This is a genomic window from Blastomonas aquatica, assembly GCF_014639875.1.
Lineage (GTDB): Bacteria > Pseudomonadota > Alphaproteobacteria > Sphingomonadales > Sphingomonadaceae > Blastomonas > Blastomonas aquatica.
Genome location: NZ_BMGD01000003.1, coordinates 599,499 through 622,766, shown reverse-complemented (window position 1 = coordinate 622,766; position 23,268 = coordinate 599,499). Strand labels below are relative to the sequence as shown.

The 23,268-nt window shown below is 63.2% G+C and carries 16 protein-coding genes and 1 tRNA gene; 13 read left to right on the top strand and 4 right to left on the bottom strand.

Annotated features, from left to right (window positions below):
* Positions 1-8: 8 nt before the first annotated feature.
* The 3 genes from IEW00_RS10840 to IEW00_RS10830 form a co-directional block, all read right to left on the bottom strand.
* On the bottom strand, positions 9-1,016 hold the full coding sequence (locus IEW00_RS10840) for a histone deacetylase family protein (protein ID WP_188514385.1): 1,008 nt from the start codon (positions 1,014-1,016) through the stop codon (positions 9-11).
* Positions 1,013-2,947 (bottom strand): S9 family peptidase, encoded by a 1,935-nt coding sequence (locus tag IEW00_RS10835; RefSeq protein ID WP_188514384.1) that lies wholly within the window; start codon positions 2,945-2,947, stop codon positions 1,013-1,015. Before IEW00_RS10835 ends, IEW00_RS10840 begins: the two co-directional genes overlap by 4 nt.
* A gap of 181 nt (positions 2,948-3,128) precedes the next feature.
* Positions 3,129-3,623, bottom strand: a complete 495-nt coding sequence (locus IEW00_RS10830) for a flavodoxin family protein (protein ID WP_188514383.1) — start codon at positions 3,621-3,623, stop codon at positions 3,129-3,131.
* A gap of 194 nt (positions 3,624-3,817) precedes the next feature.
* On the opposite strand from IEW00_RS10830, the gene recJ reads away from it, so the two are divergent.
* Positions 3,818-5,599, top strand: coding sequence for a single-stranded-DNA-specific exonuclease RecJ (gene recJ, locus IEW00_RS10825; RefSeq protein WP_188514382.1), 1,782 nt, complete (start codon positions 3,818-3,820; stop codon positions 5,597-5,599).
* Between the two features lie 78 nt (positions 5,600-5,677).
* Positions 5,678-5,752 (top strand) — tRNA-Glu (locus IEW00_RS10820).
* A gap of 31 nt (positions 5,753-5,783) precedes the next feature.
* Here IEW00_RS10820 and IEW00_RS17510 read toward each other — a convergent pair.
* Positions 5,784-6,152 (bottom strand): ArdC-like ssDNA-binding domain-containing protein, encoded by a 369-nt coding sequence (locus IEW00_RS17510; RefSeq protein ID WP_229736973.1) that lies wholly within the window; start codon positions 6,150-6,152, stop codon positions 5,784-5,786.
* A gap of 433 nt (positions 6,153-6,585) precedes the next feature.
* Between IEW00_RS17510 and IEW00_RS10810 the strand changes: the two genes are divergently transcribed.
* The 11 genes from IEW00_RS10810 (at position 6,586) to IEW00_RS10760 (ending at position 21,869) form a co-directional block, all read left to right on the top strand.
* Positions 6,586-6,789, top strand: coding sequence for a helix-turn-helix transcriptional regulator (locus tag IEW00_RS10810; protein WP_188514381.1), 204 nt, complete (start codon positions 6,586-6,588; stop codon positions 6,787-6,789).
* Positions 6,790-7,362: 573 nt separating this feature from the next.
* Positions 7,363-8,034 carry a cytochrome b/b6 domain-containing protein gene (locus IEW00_RS10805; RefSeq protein WP_229736972.1) on the top strand — a complete coding sequence of 224 codons (672 nt, stop codon included), beginning with the start codon at positions 7,363-7,365 and terminating at the stop codon, positions 8,032-8,034.
* A 51-nt stretch (positions 8,035-8,085) separates the two neighbouring features.
* Positions 8,086-8,757, top strand: a complete 672-nt coding sequence (locus IEW00_RS10800; protein WP_188514379.1) for a response regulator — start codon at positions 8,086-8,088, stop codon at positions 8,755-8,757.
* Positions 8,758-9,771 carry a sensor histidine kinase gene (locus tag IEW00_RS10795; RefSeq protein ID WP_188514378.1) on the top strand — a complete coding sequence of 338 codons (1,014 nt, stop codon included), beginning with the start codon at positions 8,758-8,760 and terminating at the stop codon, positions 9,769-9,771.
* A gap of 49 nt (positions 9,772-9,820) precedes the next feature.
* Positions 9,821-10,945, top strand: coding sequence for an efflux RND transporter periplasmic adaptor subunit (locus tag IEW00_RS10790; protein ID WP_188514377.1), 1,125 nt, complete (start codon positions 9,821-9,823; stop codon positions 10,943-10,945).
* A 5-nt stretch (positions 10,946-10,950) separates the two neighbouring features.
* Positions 10,951-14,061: an efflux RND transporter permease subunit gene (locus tag IEW00_RS10785; RefSeq protein ID WP_188514376.1), complete on the top strand. Its 3,111-nt coding sequence runs from the start codon at positions 10,951-10,953 to the stop codon at positions 14,059-14,061.
* Positions 14,058-15,293, top strand: coding sequence for a TolC family protein (locus IEW00_RS10780; RefSeq protein WP_188514375.1), 1,236 nt, complete (start codon positions 14,058-14,060; stop codon positions 15,291-15,293). Before IEW00_RS10785 ends, IEW00_RS10780 begins: the two co-directional genes overlap by 4 nt.
* Positions 15,294-15,318: 25 nt before the next feature.
* Entirely contained in the window at positions 15,319-16,020 is a 702-nt protein-coding gene (locus tag IEW00_RS10775) for a VIT1/CCC1 transporter family protein (protein WP_188514374.1), read from the top strand.
* Between the two features lie 555 nt (positions 16,021-16,575).
* Positions 16,576-18,105, top strand: a complete 1,530-nt coding sequence (locus tag IEW00_RS10770) for an amidohydrolase (protein WP_229736971.1) — start codon at positions 16,576-16,578, stop codon at positions 18,103-18,105.
* A 327-nt stretch (positions 18,106-18,432) separates the two neighbouring features.
* The gene (locus IEW00_RS10765; protein WP_229736970.1) at positions 18,433-18,801 is read left to right on the top strand and encodes a transposase; all 369 of its coding nucleotides are present in this window, start codon (positions 18,433-18,435) and stop codon (positions 18,799-18,801) included.
* Positions 18,802-19,397: 596 nt separating this feature from the next.
* Positions 19,398-21,869 carry a TonB-dependent receptor domain-containing protein gene (locus IEW00_RS10760; protein WP_188514372.1) on the top strand — a complete coding sequence of 824 codons (2,472 nt, stop codon included), beginning with the start codon at positions 19,398-19,400 and terminating at the stop codon, positions 21,867-21,869.
* The last annotated feature ends 1,399 nt before the right edge of the window (positions 21,870-23,268 follow it).

Below are 23,268 nucleotides of genomic sequence, written 5' to 3'. Positions count from 1 at the left end.
GGGTTGGGTCACTCGAACCCCGCCAGGAACGCCGCGACATTCGCGCCCAGCGCATCGACCGCATAGCCACCTTCCATCACGATCGCGGTCGGCAGATCAAGCTGGGCGATCGACCGCGCGATGGGCGTATAATCGGCTGTCTGCAGCGCGAACTGCGAGATCGGGTCGCCTGCAAAGGTGTCCGCACCGAACGACACACACAGCAGGTCCGCACCGAAATCGCCGATCGCCTGTAGCCCGGTGTCGAGCGCGGCACGATACGCCTCCAGCCCGGTTCCGCGTGGCAATGGGAGATTGAGCGTTGCACCCTCCCCTGCGCCTTCGCCGCGCTCGTCGGCATGGCCCCAGAAGAACGGGTAGTCGGTCACCGGATCGGCATGGACCGAGACGAACAATACGTCGCCGCGCTCGTAGAAGATGTCCTGCGTGCCATTGCCGTGGTGGTAATCGACATCAAGGATCGCGACGCGCCGCTTACCCGCCGCTATCGCTGCCTCGACTGCGATTGCGGCGTTGTTGAGGAAGCAATATCCCCCCAGATAATCCGCGCCGCAGTGATGCCCCGGCGGACGGCACAAGGCAAACGCGGCGCGCTCGCCATCGAGCACCGCCTGCGTGGCGGCAATCGCGGACTGCGCGCCCCAGTAAGAACTCGACCAGGTCCCAGCCGCAATCGGGCTGGAAGCATCGAAGCTGAACTGGCCCAGATCTGCATCGATGCGGTTGAGCTTGAGCGGACGCCTGCCCACCACCGGCCAGGCATAGCCATGCGCGTCGCCGATGCGCCCCGCCTCGACCCAGCGCTGGTGCGCGGTCTGCAGGAAGGCGAGGTAATCGTCACCATGCACCCGGCGGATCGGCTCGATCCCGGCATCTGCTGGAGCCTCGATCTGCTGCAACGTCGCCAGCACGTTCTCCATCCGCCCGCGATGTTCGGCATGCGGCACATAGGCGCCGTTGTGGAGTTCCACCGCAGGCGCATGGTCATGCTGGCGTGGATCGAAAAATGTCCTCATTGCGCAAACAGCTTGCTGAGGAACACCGTCTCCACCTCGCGGCGAAGGTCGTTGTTCGCCTTTTTCATGAAGCCGTGGCCCTCGTCGGCATACAGCACGTACCAGGTCTCGACCCCGTTGCCGCGCAGGGCTGCTACCACCTGATCGGATTCGGACTGCGGCACACGCGGGTCGTTCGCGCCCTGCATCACCAGCATCGGCTTGGTGATCTTGCCGACGTTCTTGAGCGGTGCGATCCGCTCGAACACGGCACGCATCTTGGGGTCGCGCTCGTCGCCATATTCGGCACGGCGGTTGTCGCGGCGATAGGCCTCGGTGTTGGCCATGAAGCTGATGAAATCGCTGATGCCATAGCGCTCCACCCCGCCGACGAGCTTGTCCGAGTAGAACGTCATGCTCGCCAGCGACATATAGCCGCCATAGGATTGGCCATAGACCGCGATGCGCCCCGCATCCATTCCCGGCTGTCTGCCCGCCCAGTCGATCAGCGCGCCAATGTCCTTGACGCTGTCTTCGCGCAAGGGTCCGTTGTCGAGATTGAGGTATTTGGTGCCATAGCCGTCCGATCCGCGCACGTTGGGCAGGATCACCACCGCGCCCAGCACATCCGCGAAATATTGCGCGCCCGGGTTCCAGGACGGCCGGGTCTGCGCCTCGGGCCCGCCATGGATATCGATGATCACCGGCAGCTTCGCATCGGGCCCAGCGTTCTTGGGGCGGTAAACGAAGGCCGGGACCGAAAGCCCGTCGAAGCTCTTGAAGCGGACGAGTTCGGGCTCGACCAGCATTGCCGGATCAAGCTCACCCGCTTCCGACTGGGTCCAGCGGGTCACTGCGCCGCTGCGCATGTCGACATCCCACACATCGCCCGCCGTGGTGGCGTTGGTCAGGCTGATCGCGAGCTTGCCGCCATCGGGCGAAAACGCCAGCGCAGTGATGACCCCGCGTGGCAGCTTGGGCGACGAAATCGCCTCAGGCGTGGTCAGTGAGGATACCAGCACGCGCGAAAAGCCATCCTCGTTAATGGTATAGGCAAGCGTCCTGCCATCGGTTGACAGATCATAGGCCTCGACATCCCAGTTCAGCTTGTCCGACAGCTGGGTCATCTGCCCCGAAGCGATGTCGATCTTCACCAGCCGCCTGAAATCGCCCCCCGCGTTGGTGATGGCAAGGATCGCCTTGCCGCCATCGACGAAGCGGGGCTCTTCGAACCGGGCCTTGGCCTTGATCGTAAAATCGAGCGGCGTGACCTTGCCGCTGGCCATATCGAGCAGCATCAGCTGATTTTCGCGGTTCGAGATGCCGCGGCCCAGCAGCACCGTGGCCTTGTCGGCGCTGATATCCTGCGGGCCGACCGCACCGGTGCCCTGCCACACCAGACGGCGGCTGTCGGCATCGGCAGGATCGGCGGCCATGATCGCGTAATCGGCCGAACCCTTGGTGGCGCGCGACCAGACCATCAGGCTGCCATCCTTGGCGAACACCGGCGACTGGTTGCGCGTCACCGGCTCGGTCAAGGGTTGCGCGAGCCCGTTCAGATCGCGCACGAACAGCTGGAACCACTCGTCACCCCCGGTATCGCGGGTCAGCACGAAGCGCTCCTTGCCTGGCACTATCTTCGCGCCGCCGACCGGCTCGTTGAAATAGGTCAACTGCCGTCGCGCAGCTCCGGGGGCAGTGACATGGTGCACCTGGAAGGTCGATCCGAACCGAGTGGTGATCAGCATCGATCCGTCGGGCAGCCAATCCTGGAACCGTGCCTCGCGATAGTTCTGGTACCGCTGCACCGCATCGCGGATGTCTTGCGGGATCTCAGGCACATTCTCGAGCCGCGCGGTGCCGACCTGCCGGGTTTCCACCTGGGCCTGCTGCGCGGAGGCTGGAACGGCGATCAGGGCAGCGAAGGCCAGCAGAGACGTACGGAACAGCATGCGACACTCCTTTGAAAACGCACTCGAAAATCCTCACCCGGAACGGGGAGGTGGCAGTCCGCAGGACTGACGGAGGGGAGGCGGGATCGTACACAGATCACAGGGGTGCACAACCCCGCTTCCCCTCCACCGCTTCGCGGTCCCCCTCCCCGTTTCGGGGAGGATTTTCAGGGTCTTACGGTCAGAAAATGCCCATGGAAAGACCTGCGCCAAACATTGCGCCCAGTTCGCCGCAACGCGCAAGCTCGGTCGCGCTCAGCACCTTGGGCGCTGCAATCTCCTCCGGGCTTTGAGCGTGGGTGCGGACGATGATGCTCGCGGAGATCCGCTTCAGCCGCCACCCGGTGGCGATCCGCTCAGTTTGCCGCACAGCCCCTGCCCCGTCAGAGCCCGCAGCGACCATCACCGCATAGGGTCGTCCCTCGATCTGCCCCAATACCGGATAATAGCAACGATCGAAGAATTCCTTCATCGCCCCGGTCATGCTGGCAAGGTTTTCGGGACAGACAAAGAGATAGCCCGAAGCCGCGAGCAGGTCTTCAGGCCGTGAGTCATCGGCAGCGAGCAGCCGCACCCCGCATTCGTCCGCCGCCGCACCCGCTGCCGCCTGCGCCATCGCCTGCGAAGCGCCGGTGCGGCTGTGCCAGACGATCAGCAAGGTTGGTGTGTCGGTCATGGCTCTGGTCTAGCGGTGCGCAATGACATTTGCGACCCTCTCGCCAAAGACCGGCGGGCGGTTTAGAGCACGGGTCAAAGAAAATCCGTTCTCCGGCGAAAGCCGGAGCCCAGGAGCGAGCTTGTGCAGCATCGCCCTGGATTCCGGCTTTCGCCGGAAAACAGCCAGCCTAAGAGATTCAGGAACACCGCCCCATGGCCACACTCCACCCCGAAACCGTCCTGGGCATCACCCAATCGATGACCGGCCAGCCCTGGCACTGGCGCGGTGCGGAGGGCGACCGACGGCATGCCGATCTGGAGCCTGACGATCTCGTCGCGCTGCTGCTGCTCAGCCGAGGTGTACCGCGCGATGATCTCGATCGCTACCGCGCCCCGACCATCCGCGGCTTCATGCCCGATCCATCGATCTTCCGCGACATGGACAGCGCTGCCGATCGGCTTGCGCAGGCGGTGATCGCGAAAGAAAAGGTCACGATTTATGGCGATTACGACGTCGATGGCGCCACCAGCGCGGCGCTGCTGATCCGTCTGCTGCGCGATCTGGGGCTCGATGCAGGCGCCTACATTCCCGACCGGCTGATGGAAGGCTATGGCCCCTCGGGCGCGGCGCTCACCAGCCTGGCTGAGGCGGGCTCGACCCTGATCGTCACCGTCGATTGCGGCGCGATGGCGTATGAGGCGCTGCAGATGGCGCATGACGTCGGGGTCGATGTCGTTGTGGTCGATCACCACAAATGCGCTGCAGAGCTGCCGCGCGCCTTTGCCCTCGTCAATCCCAACCGGCTCGACGAGGACGACGAGGCGGCCGCGCACGGTCACCTCGCCGCGGTCGGGGTCGCCTTCCTGCTGGGCGCGGCACTCGTCCGCACGTTGCGCGCCCAAGGCTATTTCTCCAGCCGCTCAGAACCCGCGCTGATGGAATTGCTCGATCTGGTCGCGCTGGGCACTGTCGCCGACGTCGCGCAGCTCAAGGGCCTCAACCGCGCGTTCGTCGCGCAGGGGCTCAAGATCATGGCGCGGCGGCGCAACATCGGCATGGCGGCCCTGGTCGACGTCAGCCGCCTCACCCGCGCGCCGGTCTGCGCGGATCTTGGTTTCGCGCTGGGCCCGCGAATCAATGCCGGCGGCCGCGTCGGTGCCGCAGACCTGGGCGTCCGGCTGCTGACCACCCAGGACGAGGCCGAGGCCGCCGATATCGCAGCGCAGCTCTCGCGGCTGAACGAGGAACGCCGCGCGATCGAGGCGATGGTCCAGGAAGAAGCCGAATCGATGCTTGGCAGCCAGCACAACCGCGCGGTCGCGCTGCTTTCGGGCCAGGGCTGGCACGCGGGCGTCATCGGTATCGTCGCGGGCCGGATCAAGGAGCGGACCAACAAGCCTGCGCTGGTGATCGCGGTCGACGGCAACGGCATCGGCAAGGGATCGGGCCGGTCGATCCCGGGCGTCGATCTGGGCGCAGCGATCATCGCCGCCAAGGATGCCGGACTGCTGGTCGCTGGCGGCGGCCATGCGATGGCAGCAGGCCTTACGATCAACGCCGATAACCTCGAGCGATTCGGCGATTTCCTCGAGGAGCAATTGGCGGCCAAGGTCGCCGCCGCTTCGGGTACGTCACGGCTGCTGGTCGATGCGCTGGTCGCCCCGCGCGGACTGACCCCGGACCTGATCGAACGGATGGAGAATGCTGGCCCCTATGGCATGGGCTGGCCCGCACCGCGGCTGGCCACCGGCCCGGTGCGGATCGTGCGCTGCGATGTCGTCGGCACCACGCATGTCCGTGCGATCGTGGCAGGCGATGACGGCGCATCGTTCAAGGCGATGGCCTTTCGCAGCGTCGATACGCCCCTGGGCCAGGCGCTGCTCGGTGCCCCGCGCGATCGCCGCTTCTGGCTGGCGGGCCGGGTCAAGATCGACAACTGGAACGGCAACCACGCCGCTGAAATGCACATCGACGACCTTGCAGCAGTGGAATAATGAAAAAGCGGTGCCAGCCCCAATAGGGCGCTTGACTGCACCGCAGCGAATCCCTAATGGGTCGCTTCCCGCGAAGATGGCCCCTTCGTCTAGCGGTTAGGACGCGGCCCTTTCACGGCTGAAACACGGGTTCGATTCCCGTAGGGGTCACCAGGATGCTTTCTCACAGCATCCCACAATGTGCCTAAAATGGCTGTTTTCCGCGGTTTTTCCTGATATAATGATGCCAGTTGGACTGGCGAGATATCACTGCACACCAACAAGCTGATGGTATTTTTGATGGTATCGGACCGGTCGCTTGGAAGGAGTGACCATCATGGCGGTAGGTCAGCCACCGCTGGGAACCGTAGCCCATCATGACAACCTCGGCCCAGAGGATTAGGACATTGATGCCCGGGTAGCGCCGGTCGGTTGCTGCATTGTGCGGCATGGTGCAGCCGCAAAGTGATGTGTCCCAGGGCTGTACCGAGGGAAGACGTCCCTGCTCGAGATCGGCGATGATACCCTGGGTGACCTCGGTATAGGGGCTGTTACGAGTGGTAGTGTTTTCCATGGCCTTGTCTCCTTCCATCCGGCCCCGGCCCGGAAGGGGCGCTGGGGGGCGGCGAAGAAGAGCTGGCAGCCACGCTGCAACGGAAGGCGCGCATGCGACAAGCACCGCAACGCAGTGCAGGACCAGCAACGCTGGTTGAGCGCTGGCCTGGCGTGGCTAGAGGCGATTTACGGCCCCCTGTGTCCCGCCCGAGCGGGGTAACCGCCGCAGCTTTGCTGCGACCACAAATGCGCTGCTGCACGCTGAAACACAGTGAGATGCCGTGAGCTGAGATATTCTGCTGACGCTGCCATTTCCCTCAGCACACCAGCAGCGCTCCCCTGCCCTATTGCCTGCGAAACTGCCGCAAATGGCTCGATTGACACGAAGCGGCACATCGCCAATCTGTGTGGCAGGCAGGGGCAGATCACATCACAAGATGGAGACAACGGCCATGGCATCCCATGCACCCGACAGGTTCTTGAGGCTCAACGCCGTGCTCGATCGCACCGGGCTTTCCAGGGCGACGCTGTACCGCAAGATCCAGGCGGGAACGTTCCCCAGGAAGTTCAAACTCGCCGAGCGGTGCTGCGGGTGGCGGGAACCGGCTATCGAGGAGTGGCTTCGAAATCCGATGTTCTATGACGTTAGCGATTGAGCGGGCCGAGTTGGCTGAAGCCAATGCTGCAACTTAAGGCTTGTCTCCACCGAGGGGGCGGGCTCAGTCCATATCGCACGTCGAGGCATTGCAGACGGCAGTCGGATCGGTAAGCCGCCAGTCAACTTGGCGTCCCAATCTCGGTCATTAGAGCTTGCCAGCCCGTTGCCCAAAAGCGGACATGTCTTTCGATCAGTCCGAACAGCCGGGCCTGGGACAAATTTGCCGTTCCCCGGCGGTGTGTCGACTGGCAGATTTCGCCAAGAGCCGACAACCAGAGTTCGCACGATCGTCAAGACATAGCACCAGCTACAGTGCCAGGTGCTGAAATTCATCTTTCGGGAAACGACATGCGCACAGGTGCCACGGGGGGCCTCAAAGTGACCATCCTTTCCCAATGCTGCTGAGTCAACTTGGATCCAGCGACCATTGGGTACGTAGATTCAAGGTGGCGACCTGAAAATTTCGGCGGCCGTCAGGCTGGTGTCAGGTAGCTCGGCCAATAACACCTCATAGGAGGCTGTTATGGCACATGGTATTGCATCAGTAAAAAGTCAGATCGCTGTTTGGGACTTGCCCGTCAGGTTTTTCCATTGGTCGCTCGTCGCGGCCATCGTGGTAGCATTTCTTTCGTCTGAAGAGGATAGCGTGCTCGCGACCTGGCATATGACGGCTGGATGGATTGCTGCCGTGCTGATCGTATTTCGACTGAGCTGGGGCTTCATCGGCAGCAAGCATGCACGCTTTGCCAGCTTCGTCCGGCCCGGAGCGCTGCTGCCGCATCTGCGCGAATTGCTCAAGGGCAAGGCCGAACGGTCGGTGGGCCATAATCCGCTGGGTGGCTTGGCGGTTCTGGCGCTGCTCGGCGGCACTGCTGCGGTGGTGTGGACCGGCGTCCAGCTGACCGGCGTAGGCGGCAGCGAGGATCTGCACGAAACGATTGCCTACGGGCTGCTTGGGCTGATTGCGGTGCATGTGATCGGCGTGATCGTGATGTCGATGATGACGCGCGACAACCTTGTCCGCGCCATGATCACCGGGCGCAAACCGGCGGCGGGGCTGCCGGTGCAGCAGTCCGAACGCCCCCGCGCCCTGGCCGCGCTGGCAGGCGGCGCTGTGGTTGTGATGTCTGTCCTAGGCATATTGCGCTATGACAAGACGGCTTTTGATGGCGTATCGAGCGAAGCAGGCGAATATGAGCAAGGCGAGGCAGTCGGCACCGATGGCGATCATGACAATGACTGAGAGTCGGCGCCGCGGTTCCACAGTGGCCCTGCGACACACAAGGCCTGACCCGTGCGATTGCTGATCGTGGAAGACAATGAGCGCCTCGCTGGCCTGATCGCACAAGGTCTGGGCCGGCGGGGTTTTTCCTGTGACATCGCTTCTGACCTGGCGACGGCGGATGCCTGCCTGGAAAGCGCTGCCTTCGATGCTGTCATCCTGGACCTTGGCCTGCCCGATGGCGACGGTATGGCATGGTTGCAGCGCCAGCGCAGCCTGCGCCAGCTGATCCCGGCTCTGATGCTGACTGCGCGTGGCGGGCTAGAAGACCGGATCGCGGGGCTCGATGCTGGCGCGGATGATTACCTGGTCAAGCCGGTGGATATCGAGGAGCTGGCAGCGAGGGTCCGCGCCTTGCTGCGCAGGCCTGGCCCGCGCGCATCGACAATGCTGGAAGCAGGGTCGCTCACCTTCGATCCTGTCAGCCGTGAGGCACGCTGCGACGCGCGGGTACTTGACCTGTCCCGCCGTGAGGCTGACCTGCTGGAACTGCTGATGCGCAGACTGGGCACGGTTGTGGTGCGCGATACGATCGAAACCACGCTTTACAGCTTCAACGAGCCGGTGACCCCCAATGCGGTAGAGGCCACTGTGTCGCGACTGCGCCGCAAGCTGGACGAGGCAGGGCTTGCCGGGCAGTTGCATACGGTGCGCGGTGTTGGCTATATGCTGCGGAGCAGCTGAATGGCACAACAGCTCACGTCCATTTTCAGGTCTCTGGCGCGAGGCCTGGCGGTTGTCGGGTTGGGTGGCACCGCGTTCCTGCTGGTCGCCGTGCTCATCGAATACCGCATCAGCTTTGCCGAGATGGCAACGGCAGACGCGCTGAGGGCCGCGCTGCACGAAATGGTGGAACACGTGCTGTTGCCCGTGATCGCGCTGGTCGTGCCGATGACTGCCGCAGCCTTGTTTGTCATGCGGCGGGCGTTCCTGCCGTTGACGATTGCAACAAAGCAGCTGAACGCCATTACGGGGCGCGACCGCAACATCCGCATCGATGATCGTGAGCTGCCGACCGAAATCCGGCCGTTCACCGTGGCGGTCAACACCCTGCTGGGGAGGCTGGAGCAATCGGCGTTGCACCAGGAAGCATTCGCCGCCGATATTGCGCACGAGTTGCGCACCCCGCTGGCAGCGATGATGCTGGAATTGGACGACATGAGCGATCCTGCTGCTGCACGGTTGAAAGGCGATGTCGCTGCGATGCGGCGGTTGATCGATCAGCTCATGTTGCTGGCGCAAATGGATGCGCAGGAAGCCGCAGCCACCGCAACCGACGATGTCGATCTGTTTGAGGTTTCCAGCGATGTCGTTGCAAGATGTGCCCCGGCGGTGATTGCCCAGGGCCGGACCATCGAGCTGGTCAGTGAAGGCCAAACGTTGCCGGTCCGCGGGAGGCGCGAGGCGATTGCAGCGGCATTGCGCAACCTGATCGACAACGCTGTGCGGGTGACGCCGGATGGCGGCACCGTTCAGGTGGTGCTCGACGGCACGCGTGCAATCCGCGTTGTCGACGGCGGCCCGGGCCTATCGCAGGAGCAGCTCACCCACCTGATCCAGCGCAACCGACGCGCCGACCATGCCAGCCCGGATGGCGCGGGCCTTGGCCTCGCCATCGTCGATCGCATTATGCAGGTGCATGGCGGTGCGATCCGCACCGATCCTCAAAATAGCGCCTTGATCCTCGACTTCAGCTGAAAGATCGCTCCGTCAGGTTGCTGTCAGCTTCGGCTGGCAGGTACCGGTCATGAACAGGCAGCAAATCATCACAACCAGCGCGATTGCGCTTTCCATCGTCGCAGGCCTTGTTGCCTACAACCAACTGAGCGGGCCGGGCGATACCCCGCAGCCCGCTTCGGTTTCCACCGATCTTCGGGTCGCACCTGGAACCCTGACCGCGCAGCAATTGCAGCGGTTGGGTATCCAGACCAAATCGGTGTCCGCTGCGGTGGACGTTCCTTTGGGAACTGTTCCCGCAGTCGTCACTCTGCCGCCGGAAGCACAGGTCGCGGTCACCGCACCATTCGATGGCGCGATCCTGCGGGTCTACGTTATCGCCGGTCAGCAGGTATCGCGCGGGCAACCGCTCGCCACGGTCAAGAGCCGTGAGCCTCTGCAATATGGCGCAGAACTGGCACGCGCACAGGCCAGGCTGGGGCTGGCGCAGGCAACCGCCGCCCGCACCCGCCAGCTGGTCGAAGAAGGCATCATCGCAGGCGCGCGGGGCGACGAGGTCAACGCGCAAATCCGCGTCGCGCAAACGGATGTATCGGAAAACGCGCGCATCCTGCGGCAGGCGGGCGCCAGCGCAGGCGGCGAAGTCACGCTGCGCGCGCCGATCTCGGGCCGCGTCGCGGCAATGACCGCGCAGGTTGGCGGACCTGTGATGGCAACATCTGCGCCATTCGTGATCGAGAACAGCACCGCCTTCACGCTCGATCTGCAACTGCCCGAGCGGATGGCAGGACAGGTGCGTACCGGCATGAGCATCAGCCTGTCCGGCCCCGGAGTGCTGCAGGGTGTCACCGGGACCATAGTGTCGGTCGGCGGTTCGCTTGATCCTGCCACGCGTTCGGTGCTGGCAAAGGCGCGCATCGATGGCGCGCCCGCGCTGGTGGCGGGCAAGTCGGTGATGGCCACCATCAATGGCGCCGGCGCGGCATCCGGTACCAGCATCCCTGCCAGCGCGCTGACCAAGATCGACGGCAAGGACCATGTGTTCGTGCGCACCGGCAAACGCTTCGTGCAACGCGCTGTGGAGGTTGCTGGCCGCTCTGATGGCGCGGTCTTCGTCGCCAGTGGCCTCAAGCCTGGCGAGCAGGTTGCCGTATCGGGGTTGAGCGAACTCAAGATGCTGCTGGCCGGGGGCTGATTGTAATGCTCCGCAAACTCATCGAAGCCGCGCTCAACATGCGGCTGGCCGTCATCGGCATCGCACTGGGGCTCGCCGCATTCGGCGCTTATGCCTTTGCCAACCTGCCAATCGATGCCTTCCCGGACATCAGTTCGACACAGGTCAAGATCATCATGAAAGCCCCCGGCATGACGCCCGAGGAGGTGGAAAGCCGGGTGATCACGCCTGTCGAGATGGAACTGCTTGGCATCCCCAATCAGACCGTGCTGCGCTCCGTGGCGAAATACGCGATTGCCGACATCACGATCAACTTCGAGGACGGCACCGACATCTATTGGGCGCGCAGCCAGGTCGCAGAGCGGCTGGCCAATGCGACCGGTGGTTTGCCTGCCACGGTCGAAGGCGGCATGGCCCCGATCTCCACGCCCTTGTCGGACATTTACATGTTCACCGTCGAAGGGCCGATTTCTTTGACCGAAAAGCGGCGGCTGCTCGACTGGACGATTCGGCCCGCGCTGCGCACTGTCCCCGGTGTCGCAGACGTCAATGCGCTGGGCGGCATGGTCGAGACGTTCGAGGTGCAGCCTGACTTTGCGGCGCTGGCAGCGGCCAACCTCACCATCGAAGATATCAAGACCGCAGTCGAGGCGAGCAACCGCAACGATGGCGCGGGGCGTCTGGCGGTGGCGGAAGAGGCGCTGATCGTGCGTTCGGTGGGCGCGATCCAATCTCTCGACGATCTCGCATCGGTGGTCGTGCGCAGCGCCAATGGCAATGTCGTGCGCATCGGCGATGTCGCCACCGTGCGGATGGGAAGCCTGACCCGCTATGGCACGGTCACCAAGAACGGCACGGCAGAGGCCGTGCAGGGTCTGGTCATTGCCCTGCGCGGGGCAGACGCCAGCAAGGTGGTCGCAGGCATCAAGGACCGGCTGGCCGAGGTGCAGGCCACCTTGCCCAAGGGCGTCACGATAGCGCCGTTTTACGACCGGTCCGATCTGATCGGCCGCGCGGTCGGTACAGTGGAAGACGCGCTGCTCGAAGCGATCGTGCTGGTCGTCATCCTGCTGCTGCTGTTCCTGGGCGATGTCCGCGCATCGGTCATCGTGGCTTTGGCACTGCCGATGGCGGCGTTGATGACCTTCATCTGCATGCGCGCCATCGGTTTGACGGCAAACCTGATGAGCCTCGGCGGGCTGGCGATCGCGGTTGGCATGCTGGTTGATGGCGCGGTGGTAGTGGTCGAGAACGTCGTCGAGCGATTGTCCGATGCGCGGCACAAGGGGGCGAGCAAGCTCAATTGCGTGTTCGTTGCCACCGCAGAGGTTGCGACCCCGGTGGCATCGGGCATGGCGATCATCGCGCTGGTGTTCCTGCCGCTGCTGACCCTCGAAGGGCTGGAGGGCAAGCTGTTCGCGCCCGTCGCGATGACGATCGTGCTGTCGTTGATCTCGGCGTTGATCCTGTCGCTGACGCTGGTGCCGGTGCTCGCATATTTTGGCCTGAAGCGCAGCGAGAGCCACCACGAGCCCTGGCTGATGCGGCAACTGACACCGCGTTACGAGCGGCTGCTCAATGCATCGTTCGCGCACAAGCCACGCGTGTTCATCGCTGCTGGCGTTGCGCTGCTGCTGGCGGGCGGTGCTTACACCGTTACCGGCAAGACCTTCCTGCCGACGATGGATGAAGGCTCGATCATCGTGCAGCTGACGAAGCTGCCCAGCATCGGCATCGAACACAGCACCGCCGGCGACATGAAGGTGCAGCAGGCGCTGCTGAAGGATGTGCCCGAGATCGAGGCGGTGATTGCGCGCGTCGGCAGCGACGAGCTTGGACTCGATCCGATGAGCCCGAATGAGACCGACAGCTTCCTGGCACTGAAACCCCGCGATACGTGGCGCGTCGATGACAAGGCGTGGCTGACCGACCAGATCCGTGACGTGATGCAGGACTTTCCCGGCATCGAACCCAGCTTCACCCAGCCGATCGAGATGCGCATTTCCGAGATGTTGACCGGTGCGCGCGGTGATCTGGTGATCAGGCTGTTCGGGCCGGACCTTAAGGAACTTTCACGGCTAGCGGGCGAAATTCAGGGACGGCTGCAAATGATCGAGGGTACCACCGAGGCGATGACGGTCGCCAACGATACCGTCGATTACCTTCAGCTCGACATGGACCGCATGGCCGCAGGTCGCGCCGGGATGCCGGTGGACATGCTGCAGGACATGATGCGCGCCAGCGTCGAAGGGGTCCGCGCCGGATCGGTGACAGATGGCAACCGCCGTATCCCGGTGATGATCAAGGGGCAAGGAAGCGAGGGCATGAGCCCGCAGGCGTTCGCAGACCAGATGTACCGCTCCCCCACCGGGCAGCTTGTGCGCGCCAGCGACGTCGCCAGCATTGCACAGGTCGCAGGACCGGTGAAGCTGGAGCACGAGAACGGATCGCGCTTTGCGATGGTGCAGGCCTTTGTCGGCGGTCGCGATCTGGTCGGCTATGTCGACGAGGCCAAGCGCGACATCGAAGCGAACGTAAAGCTGCCGCAGGGCTATAGGCTGGTGTGGGGCGGACAGTTCGAGAACCAGCAACGCGCCTCGGCACGGCTGATGGTGGTGCTCCCGATCTCGCTCGTGCTGATCTTCCTCGTCCTCTACGCCACGCTGTCTTCGGTGCGATCATCGCTGCTGATCCTGGTCAACATCCCCTTTGCCATGGTCGGCGGCATGGTTTCGCTGGCGGTATCGGGCGAATATCTGTCGGTTCCTGCATCGGTCGGGTTCATCGCCTTGCTGGGCATCGCGGTGCTCAACGGGCTGGTGATGGTCACCTGCTTCCGCCAGTTGCGTGAAACTGGGCTGACATTGGCTGAGGCCGTGCGCCAAGGTGCGGCTCGTCGCCTGCGACCGGTGCTGATGACCGCGACCATCGCGGCGTTCGGCCTAGTGCCGCTGCTGTTTGCGAGTGGGCCAGGTTCCGAAATCCAGCGGCCGCTTGCCATCGTGGTGATCGGCGGACTGATCAGCGCGACGCTGCTGACGCTCATCCTGCTGCCGATCCTCTACGAACGCTTCGGCGAAAGCCGGGCGGAGCGAGAGGCTGGCGATCTCAGGCTTGCTCAAGGAGAACCGGCATGATCCGCTCGCTGATCGCCGCCGCTGCTCTGCTGGGCACTTCGGCCACAGCGCTGGCGCAAACCGGATTGCCCTCCGATCCGCAGGTGCAGATCGCTCTGGAAGAACACCCAATGGTGCTGGCAGCCAAGGCGCGGGTGGAGGTGGCGCGTGCCGATATCCGGGCGTTGCGGGCGGGAACGCAGGAGTTTTCGGTCACCACCAGCGTCATGCAGCGTTCGGTGGACCGCGAAGGCCGCTTTACCGAATTCGACGCTTCGATCAGCCGCCCGATTCGGTTGCCCGGCAAGGCGGCGCTCGACCGCAAGGCCGGCGAGTTCGGCCTCATCGCCGCTGAAAACCGCATGGAGGATGCGAAACACCAGGCTGCGCTGCTGCTGGCGGAATTGTGGTGGGACTGGCTTGGGTCATCCGCGGAGGAGGCCGTTGACCGGCAGGCGGCGGTCAACCTTGATCGCTCGCTGACCAGCGTCAAACGCCGCGCCGAACTGCGCGATGCATCCCCGCTGGAGGTCGATCAGGCCGCAGCGGCATTAGGCTCGGCCCGGTTGCAGGCCGAGCAGGCGGCGGGCCGGGCGGCCTTGGCTCGCGCACGGCTAACATCGCAGTTTCCGGGTCTAGTCCTGCCGCAGGCCGCGCAGGAACTGCCGCTGCCCGAGTTGCCGCAGACGGGTCTGCCGGTGCTGCGCAATCTCGTGATCCAGCGCAGCCACGAGATTTTTGCCGCGCGCGCCGAGGCCGACCGGGTGCAGGCTCTGGCGGACCGCGCCCGGCGGGATCGCTTTGCCGATCCCACCATCGGTGTTCGCGCCTTCAGCGAGCGCGATGGCATGGAATCCGGTCTTGGCCTGATCGCCACGATCCCGCTTGGCGGCAGCCACCGCAGCGCCATCGCGGACCGCGCATCCAGCGAGGCCGTAGCCGTCGCTGCCGAGGCGGCGGCGGTCGGCTTCGATGTGCGCGAAATGGCCGATGGCGATCTGGTGAATGCCAACTCGGCCTGGCAGGCATGGCTACGCAGCCGGGAGGGAGCCAAGGCCCAGGTCGATGCCGTGCTCAAGATGCGGCGCGGCTATGATCTGGGAGCGATCGACCTTGCCGACCTGCTGCTGGCAGAACGCCAGACGCACGACATGTTCCGTGCGGAAATACTCGCACGCACCCAGGCATTGCGTGCGATAAGCCGGATCATGATCGACAGTCACAGCATCTGGATCGGTGACGACGACCAATAAGCCATCGCCAGAAAGGCGCCCCGACATGACTAGACTGCACATTCACCCCGAACGCCATCTCGTCGCCCGCATTGGCTGGCTGCGCGCCGCCGTTATGGGAGCGAACGACGGTATCGTCTCAACCGCAAGCCTGATCATCGGCGTGGCTGCTGCTTCCGCGCAGTCGGCTGACGTGCTGATCGCCGGAACCGCTGGGCTGGTCGCAGGCGCGATGTCGATGGCGGCGGGCGAATATGTCTCGGTCAGCTCCCAGCAGGATACCGAGAATGCAGATATTGCGCGTGAACGCAGTGAATTGGCAAACGATGCCGACGCAGAGATCGAAGAGCTGGCAGGTATCTACATGGGTCGCGGGCTGGATGCGGCAACGGCTGACGTTGTCGCACGTCAGCTGATGGCACACGATGCGCTTGGCGCGCACGCCCGGGACGAGCTGGGGATTTCGTCGGTCACCACGGCCCGGCCTGTCCAGGCAGCACTTACATCAGCTGCCACGTTCTCGATGGGCGCGGCGCTGCCGCTCGCGACCATTGTGGTGGCTCCGCACGAAAGCCTATCAATCGCTGTTGCGGTCGCCTCACTTGTCTTTCTGGCACTGCTTGGTGCAATCGGCGCCAGGGCAGGCGGCGCATCAATTTGGCGCGCCAGCGCACGGGTTACCGTCTGGGGTGCTATCGCCATGGGACTGACGGCGGGTATCGGTCGCATGGTCGGCGCGGCGCTTTGAGCATCTGGTTTCGATGGTTGGCTCCACCCTGTATCGTTGCTTCGGCCAGGATGTTGTCACGCAATTGAATATATTGAATTGGAAACGCTGAGCTGAATGGCGAGATATTGAGTCGCTTTGCCGGGCACCCGCAATCAATTACCGCTACTGCGGCTTCTGTCAGGACCAACCATTCATGTCGACGCCACTGAACGACCGGGCCTGGGTCGGCGGCCGACTGGCCTGCTCAGGTCGCAAATGCCGGTCATGCTCATTTCGTTGCTCGAACCCCGCTGTTAACTACGGCCCCATGAAGCGCACTGCCGGAATGGCCTAGGCTGCCCTCTCGGCAATAGCCCTGCCATCGGCCAATCGCAGTTATCTTGGATTTCATTGGAAGCTGCAACTCGGGAACGAAGGCCTCCGAACGATAGATTGCTTTCGAGCAACTGGGCGATAACAATGCGGATTGCTTCAAAACGGGAGAACGGGATGATCAGTCAAAGGTCGGCTATTTGGGCTGCGGCTTGGCTAATGGGTGTCGGGACGGCGGCTGCCGTGTGCGCTGCCCCGCCGGTGAGCGCGCTGAAGTCTCAGTCTGTTGTCGAAGTCGAGGCGCGGGCGAAGCTGGCGCAAGAGATTAACGACTCTTTGTTTAGCTTCAGCGAACTCGCGTTTCAGGAATTTGAGACCGCCAAGTATCTGACCGGCATCCTCGAAAGCGTAGGTTTTGCAATTCAACGTGACGTTGCAGGTCTGCCATCCGGCTGGGTTGCCAGCTGGACCAACGGCACCGGTGGTCCGGTAATCGCGCTTGGAAGCGACATTGACGGCATCCCGAAGTCGAACCAGAAGCCAGGCATCCCGTGGCGCGAGCCGCTCGTTGCCGGAGCTCCCGGGCATGGGGAAGGGCATAATTCAGGTCAGGCGGTTAACATAGTCGCGGCGCTGGCCGTCAGGGACCTGATGAAGCGCCACAAAATAGCTGGCACATTGGTGCTTTGGCCGGGTGTCGCCGAAGAACTCGTCGCGGGCAAGGCTTTCATGGTGCGTGAGGGTGTGTTCGAAGGCGTTGATGCAGTGCTCTTCACCCATGTCGGCAACAACCTCGAAACAGCATGGGGCCAACCTATGGGCACAGGTCTTGTATCTGTAGAATATACGTTCAACGGCGAAAGCGCGCATGCGGCTGGGTCACCATGGCGTGGTCGCTCGGCACTCGACGCTGTCGAGCTCATGAACATGGGCTGGAACATGCGGCGTGAGCATCTTCGCCCCGAGCAGCGCTCGCACTATGTCATCAGCGATGGCGGCGATCAGCCAAACGTCGTGCCATCTGTGGCGTCGGTCTGGTATTTCTTTCGCGAGCAGGGTTTTACAGAGATCCAGAACAGCTTCGACATCGGCAATGTGATTTCAGAAGCAGCCGCACAGATGACGGGCACAACGGTCACGCGTCGGATCATTGGCACTGCGGCCCCCAGACACTTCAACCGGCCCATAGCGGAAGCGGCCTACGCAAATATCAAGAAGGTCGGACTTCCCAAATGGACTGCTGATGAACAAGCTTTCGCAAAGCTCGTCCAGAAGAACGCCCAAGCACCGAAGCAAGACGGTCTTGCCGTCGAACTCAAGAAGCTCGAGCCGCCTTTGGCCGAGCCCAAGAGCGGCGGATCCGACGACATTGGCGATGTCTCCTGGACGGTGCCGACGATCACAATTCGTTATCCATCCAACATTCCGGATCTCCCCGGGCACAACTGGACAGATGCAATCGCCATGGCGACACCGATCGCTCACAAAGGCGTGGTGTCGGGCGCCAAAGTCGTTGCGATGACGACGCTCGACATCCTCACCGACGCCAAGCTGCGCCAATCGGCGAGGGACTATTTCACGAACATCCAGACCAAGACGCAAAAATATGTACCGATGATCGGTGCGGACGACAAACCCGCGATTGAGCTCAACGCCGACATCATGGCCCGTTACAAACCCGAACTCAGCAAACATTATTATGACCCGGCGAAATACCCGACCTACCTGGACCAGCTTGGAATTCAGTTTCCAACGCTGGAAAAGCCGATGGAGGATCGCGGCGGAAAATAGCGCTCTTTGAGCGCAAAGCTGACCGGCCGCTTTGGGGCATCCGAACAGCAGCTGCTTTCACAATCGGATATCCACATTGGCTGAGCTGAGCGACCGAGTTTGGGTGGCCAACCGACACACGACTTTGCGAACCCGGCAGAGAGCTTCCGCATTTGCCCAAGCCCAGCGATTGATGGATCACCAGGAAACTGGTGGAGCTGCATCTCAAAAAGTCCAGGTGGCTCCCAAGGCTACCTATGGCAACTGTGATTCGCGGGCATAGAAGCCGACGCTACCAAGGGCCTCGGTCCCCTTGATAAACGCCCCGTACAGTTGATGGTATCGGTGATGGTATCCGGCATTTTCGCGAGGAAGCAGCTGGCCTTCGCGGAAATGCCGAAGCGGGTGCTGGAAGCGCAGGCACGGGTCGGACGTCTCGAGGCAGCGCTGGGCGAAGCGGTGGAGGCATGGCGTATTTCGCCGTTGGTCCGCAACCTTCAGGCCCTGCGCGGCATCAGGCTGGCCAGCGCCGCGGCGCTGGTGACCGAGGTCGGAGACCTCGCCCGTTTCGACACTCCCAAACAGGTGATGGCCTATGTCGGCCAGGTGCCCTCTGAACACTCCAGTCGCGCTCGCACCCAGCGCGGTGGGATGACACGCGCAGGCAAACCCCAGCCCAAGGTGACCACCGCTATCGCGCGTGAACTGGTCGGCTAAGCCTGGGACATCGCCCGGCGGGTGTCTCCGTCGGTGGCTGGCTGACCCAATCGCAACGATTACGAGAGGAGGCGTCAGCGCACCATTTGCAGAGCCTTGGTAGGCGTGCCGCGGGCACCCGCCAGTGACGGGCAATCCACGGTGTACGGTGGGGCAGGCTCGTCCGACCCCCGGATTTAGACGGAGGATGGGCCCAGCGACGGATACGGGTAGTTCGGCGGCCAACCCGCCGATGAGAGCGTGATCAATCATCGTCGATCAGGCGCCCACGGCACACCCGCCAAGGTCAACGCGACCGCCGGTCTCTTGACCAGTAAACGAGTAAACTCGGCCAGCGTCTCGGATGGCAGTCATCAGCGCGTAAATCTGAGCCCGTTCCATGTGGCGCCCCCTAGCCTCTGCGTCGTCGTGATCATTCTCCGATCGCCCCTCGATCACCGAGCCTGCACAGAAAAAATATCCGCTCGCCCGCCCTTTGCGCGTCCCGCCCTCCTACAAAGCAGGCATTGGACGTTCGAACGCCTGCGTGACCCGGCGGCCGGATATCCAATTTTGCCGATCCTGCGAAACCATTCTTCAAGAAAGCGGCCCCTAAGATGAAGAAACTGCTCCTAACCGGCGTGGCATGTTTCGCGTTCGCCCTGCCTGCATTTGCCCAAACCGGCCGCGAAACTGTACCAGCCGAAGCCCCTAAGAAAAAGGCTCCCGTCGCCGAAGTCTTCTCGACCGGCGTCGCCAAGGGCCGCGACCGGCTCGACAGCGCGACCTCGACCAGCGCGCTGCGCGAGGACGACATCGCCAAGATGGCGCCGCGCTCGATCGGCGATCTGTTGCGCAACATTCCCGGCATCCTGTCCGAAGCGCCCAACGGCGAAAGCATCGCCAACATCACGATCCGCGGCCTGCCGCTGTCGTCGTCCGGCGCCAAGTTCGTGCAGCTGCAGGAAGACGGCCTGCCGGTGATGGAGTTCGGCGACATCGTCGGTGCCAGCTCGGATTCGTTCCTGCGCGTCGATCTCAATCTGGCGCAGGTTGAGGCGATCCGCGGTGGGTCGGCGTCGACCTTCGCGTCGAATTCGCCCGGCGGCATCATCAACTTCATCTCCAAGACCGGCGAGGTCGAGGGCGGTGCGGTCGCGCTGACCGCGGGGCTCGATTTCGACCAGTTCCGGGCCGATTTCGACTATGGCGGCCGGCTGACGCCAAGCGTGCGCTATCATGTCGGCGGGTTCTTCCGCCAGGGTGAAGGACCGCGCCGGATCGGCTTCGATGGCCAGCGCGGTGGCCAGATCAAGGCCAACATCACCAAGGAATTCGCGAGCGGCTATGTCCGCCTCTACGGCAAGGTGCTCGACGATCGCTCGCCCTTCTACGACGCTGTGCCGCTGCGCGCGACGGGTACCGATGCCGATCCCAAGCTGCAGGCGATCCCCGGGTTCGACCCGACCCGCGACACGCTATCGACGCGCGCGCTGCAGTCGGTAACGCTGCTCGACGAGCGCAACGAGCCGATCGTCGAGGATATCCGCGACGGCCAGCGGGTCCGCGAACAGTCGTTCGGGGTCGAGGGCCGGTTCGACATCGCCGACTGGACCGTAATCGAGCGGTTCCGCTACGCCAACCGTTCGGGCGGGCTGATCGGCCCGTTCAGCAGCCTGATCCTGTCGCCCGCCGCCGCGCTCACCCGGCTCGGCGCGACCGGCGGCAGCTTTCGCTACGCCAGCGGCGCCGATGCCGGCCAGACGATCGCCGACCCGGCATCGCTCAACGGCAACGGGCTGATCGGCATCTACAACATCCGCGATCGCCGCCAGCAGGACGTCGGCAACATCACCAACGACATCCGCGCCAGCCGCGAATGGGCGATCGGCGCCAATAGCCTGACCACGACGGTCGGCTTCTACAAGGCGCGGCAGGAGATCGACACGTCGATCCTGTACGGCGTCGCGGTGACCGATATCCGCGGCGGCGGCGATGCCGCGCTGCTCGACGTGTTCAATGCCGCGGGCAACCCGGTCACGGCGGGCGGCATCTTCGCCTACAACCCGCTGTCGGGCACGCAGCGCCGCACGCTGCGCCTCGCTTACGACGTCAACGCGCCGTTCGCGTCGGCCAATTACCGCGTCGGCCGGCTGTCGATCGGCGCCAGCCTGCGCTACGACATGGGCAGCGCGAAGGGCCAGGTGTTCGGCGTCGAGCTGGGCGGCGGCCGGATCGGCCAGGTCGCGCGCGACATCGACGGCAACGGCGTGATCTCCCCGCCCGAACAGCGCGTCGGCATCACCCCGGTCGGCTCGCCCGCACCGGTCGACTATAGCTACAAATATCTGTCTTATTCGACCGGCATCAACTTCCGCGTATCCGATCCGTTCGCGGTGTTCGCGCGCTACAGCCGCGGCGCGCGCGCCAATGCCGATCGCATCACTTTCGGTGCGGTGATCGACAACCGCACCGGCGCGCTCGCCATCCCGCAGGCCGCCTACGACCCGGTCAAGCAGGCCGAGATCGGCGTAAAGTATCGCGACGCGAACCTGAGCGTGAACCTGACCGGCTTCCATGTCGAAGCGCAGGATTCGAACATCAACACCGCCAATGGCAGCGTCATTGCGCGCGATTACAAGGCCAAGGGGCTTGAGTTCGAGGGCAGCTTCCGCAAGGGGCTGTTCAGCCTGACTGCGGGCGCGACCTATACCGACGCGACCATCGTGCGGGACCGGGTCAACCCCGCGCTGGGGGGCAACGTGCCGCGGCATCAGGCCAACCTGATCTTCCAGGCGACGCCGCAGATCAGCAACGATCGCTTCGCGGTGGGTGCGGTCTTCATCGGCACAACCGACAGCTATGCGCAGGACGTTAATCTGCTGAAGACGCCGGGCTATGTCACCGCCAACGCCTTCGTCCAGGTGCGCCCGGTCGACCGGGTGCTGCTGTCGCTCAACGCCACCAACCTGTTCGACACCATCGCGCTGACCGGGATCGACGAAGCCACCATCCCGGCGAGCGGGATCGTGCGTGGGCGTTTGCTCAACGGTCGGGCGATTTCGACCACGCTGCGTCTGGATTTCTGACGCGTATACACCGCGTGCTGTGCGTTACAGGGCTTGCTATCCGCGAGCCCTGTAACGCGCCTATCCGTAGGCGCTTACAATCGTTGCGGCCTCTGCATGCAATCGCAGCGACCTTGCTCGAGGTCGGCAGTATTTACACAACCTTGTTGGCTGGCCGTCCGACAGGTTTCGGCGAACGGGCAAAGCCGACGTTCTATTTCAACATGGCCTGGCTTTGTACTGCCGGAGACTTCAGGCGATGAAAGTGGGTCGGAAGGTGCCGGAAGTAACCAGCGTTGGATAGGACATTTCTGCCGCTCAGCGTTGCGGAATGGAATGTCCGGCTACGCTGGAAGCGGCTGTTCGTCGGCCCGCAAAAAGCCCTTTCTCGACTGTCCAGGCCTGCGGACGATCCGGTTAGTCCGCTTCAGGATGGAGAATTTCCTGAAGCCGACAGTCGTTTATGAGATCCGACGCGGCCGCAATGCGGCTCAGTTCATTGAGGCGGGCATCACCAGCGGCACCGCAGCGCGCTAACAGATGTTTCAGTATGGCAGCCGATTTTTAGCCGCTTCATATCTGTAGAAACCGTGGTTTAATGTTACGACGGAGCATCTAACCACTGCGTCAAATAGCCGATCCCACGGCTGGGGGCCACGAACATAGCGCAGACTTTGCCAAACTAATCCGCCTCTCACAACGACAGCTATTAAGCCGGAATTGGCCTTCCGAACCGGGGAGACGTCCAACTTCCTTCCAGACGCACTCAACAAAAGCTGGCAGCCGGATGAGGTCGGCAGAACCATTAGCAGTCAATGGCTTCTGCACGATCACCACTCTTGCCTTTGGACTGTCTAGCCTCCCATCGCACAAGCTGAGTGTCGAGATCGGAAAAGACGCCGGACGATCGCCAGAGCGACCGATTGCCGACAACGTAGATCACCTCCTTGGAACGCGTCACAGCAACATTGAGCAGGTTCGGCGTCTTGCCGGCCCAGCCTCTTGCGCCGATCTGGTCGGTATTGGGAGCGCCTAACACGAAGGTGACGCATTCCTAGTTGTTGCTCCGCGCACCCGCACAATAGAGCAAAGAGAGCAATACACTATCCCTGTCTTCCTTCACGTTCTGTCGCTGCCAGAGCAAATGAATGGATGGCCGCTTTTAAGGCGGGTCAATCGCCTTTGAGTGTCAGCTGTCAGGGCGATCTTGCCATATAGCCTCGATCAACCAGAACGACCGCTATTGTCGGGGTCGCACGTACGCAAGGCAGTAGCGAACGTCTCAAACTGGTCGACTGCAGCCTCGGACCACGGATGCCGGATCAGGGGACATTCCTCTCCTTCCGATGGCCTACGCTAATGACGGCTTCCTAAACGACCGGCCGTTCCCGGCAAGCTCGCACCTAAGGTTAGATGCGAG

Coding starts and splice junctions, on each gene's coding strand:
- IEW00_RS10840 (WP_188514385.1), bottom strand. CDS start 1,016: ATGAGGACATTTTTCGATCCACGCCAGCATGACCATGCGCCTGCGGTG.
- IEW00_RS10835 (WP_188514384.1), bottom strand. CDS start 2,947: ATGCTGTTCCGTACGTCTCTGCTGGCCTTCGCTGCCCTGATCGCCGTT.
- IEW00_RS10830 (WP_188514383.1), bottom strand. CDS start 3,623: ATGACCGACACACCAACCTTGCTGATCGTCTGGCACAGCCGCACCGGC.
- recJ (WP_188514382.1), top strand. CDS start 3,818: ATGGCCACACTCCACCCCGAAACCGTCCTGGGCATCACCCAATCGATG.
- IEW00_RS17510 (WP_229736973.1), bottom strand. CDS start 6,152: ATGGAAAACACTACCACTCGTAACAGCCCCTATACCGAGGTCACCCAG.
- IEW00_RS10810 (WP_188514381.1), top strand. CDS start 6,586: ATGGCATCCCATGCACCCGACAGGTTCTTGAGGCTCAACGCCGTGCTC.
- IEW00_RS10795 (WP_188514378.1), top strand. CDS start 8,758: ATGGCACAACAGCTCACGTCCATTTTCAGGTCTCTGGCGCGAGGCCTG.
- IEW00_RS10790 (WP_188514377.1), top strand. CDS start 9,821: ATGAACAGGCAGCAAATCATCACAACCAGCGCGATTGCGCTTTCCATC.
- IEW00_RS10785 (WP_188514376.1), top strand. CDS start 10,951: ATGCTCCGCAAACTCATCGAAGCCGCGCTCAACATGCGGCTGGCCGTC.
- IEW00_RS10780 (WP_188514375.1), top strand. CDS start 14,058: ATGATCCGCTCGCTGATCGCCGCCGCTGCTCTGCTGGGCACTTCGGCC.
- IEW00_RS10775 (WP_188514374.1), top strand. CDS start 15,319: ATGACTAGACTGCACATTCACCCCGAACGCCATCTCGTCGCCCGCATT.
- IEW00_RS10765 (WP_229736970.1), top strand. CDS start 18,433: ATGGTATCCGGCATTTTCGCGAGGAAGCAGCTGGCCTTCGCGGAAATG.
- IEW00_RS10760 (WP_188514372.1), top strand. CDS start 19,398: ATGAAGAAACTGCTCCTAACCGGCGTGGCATGTTTCGCGTTCGCCCTG.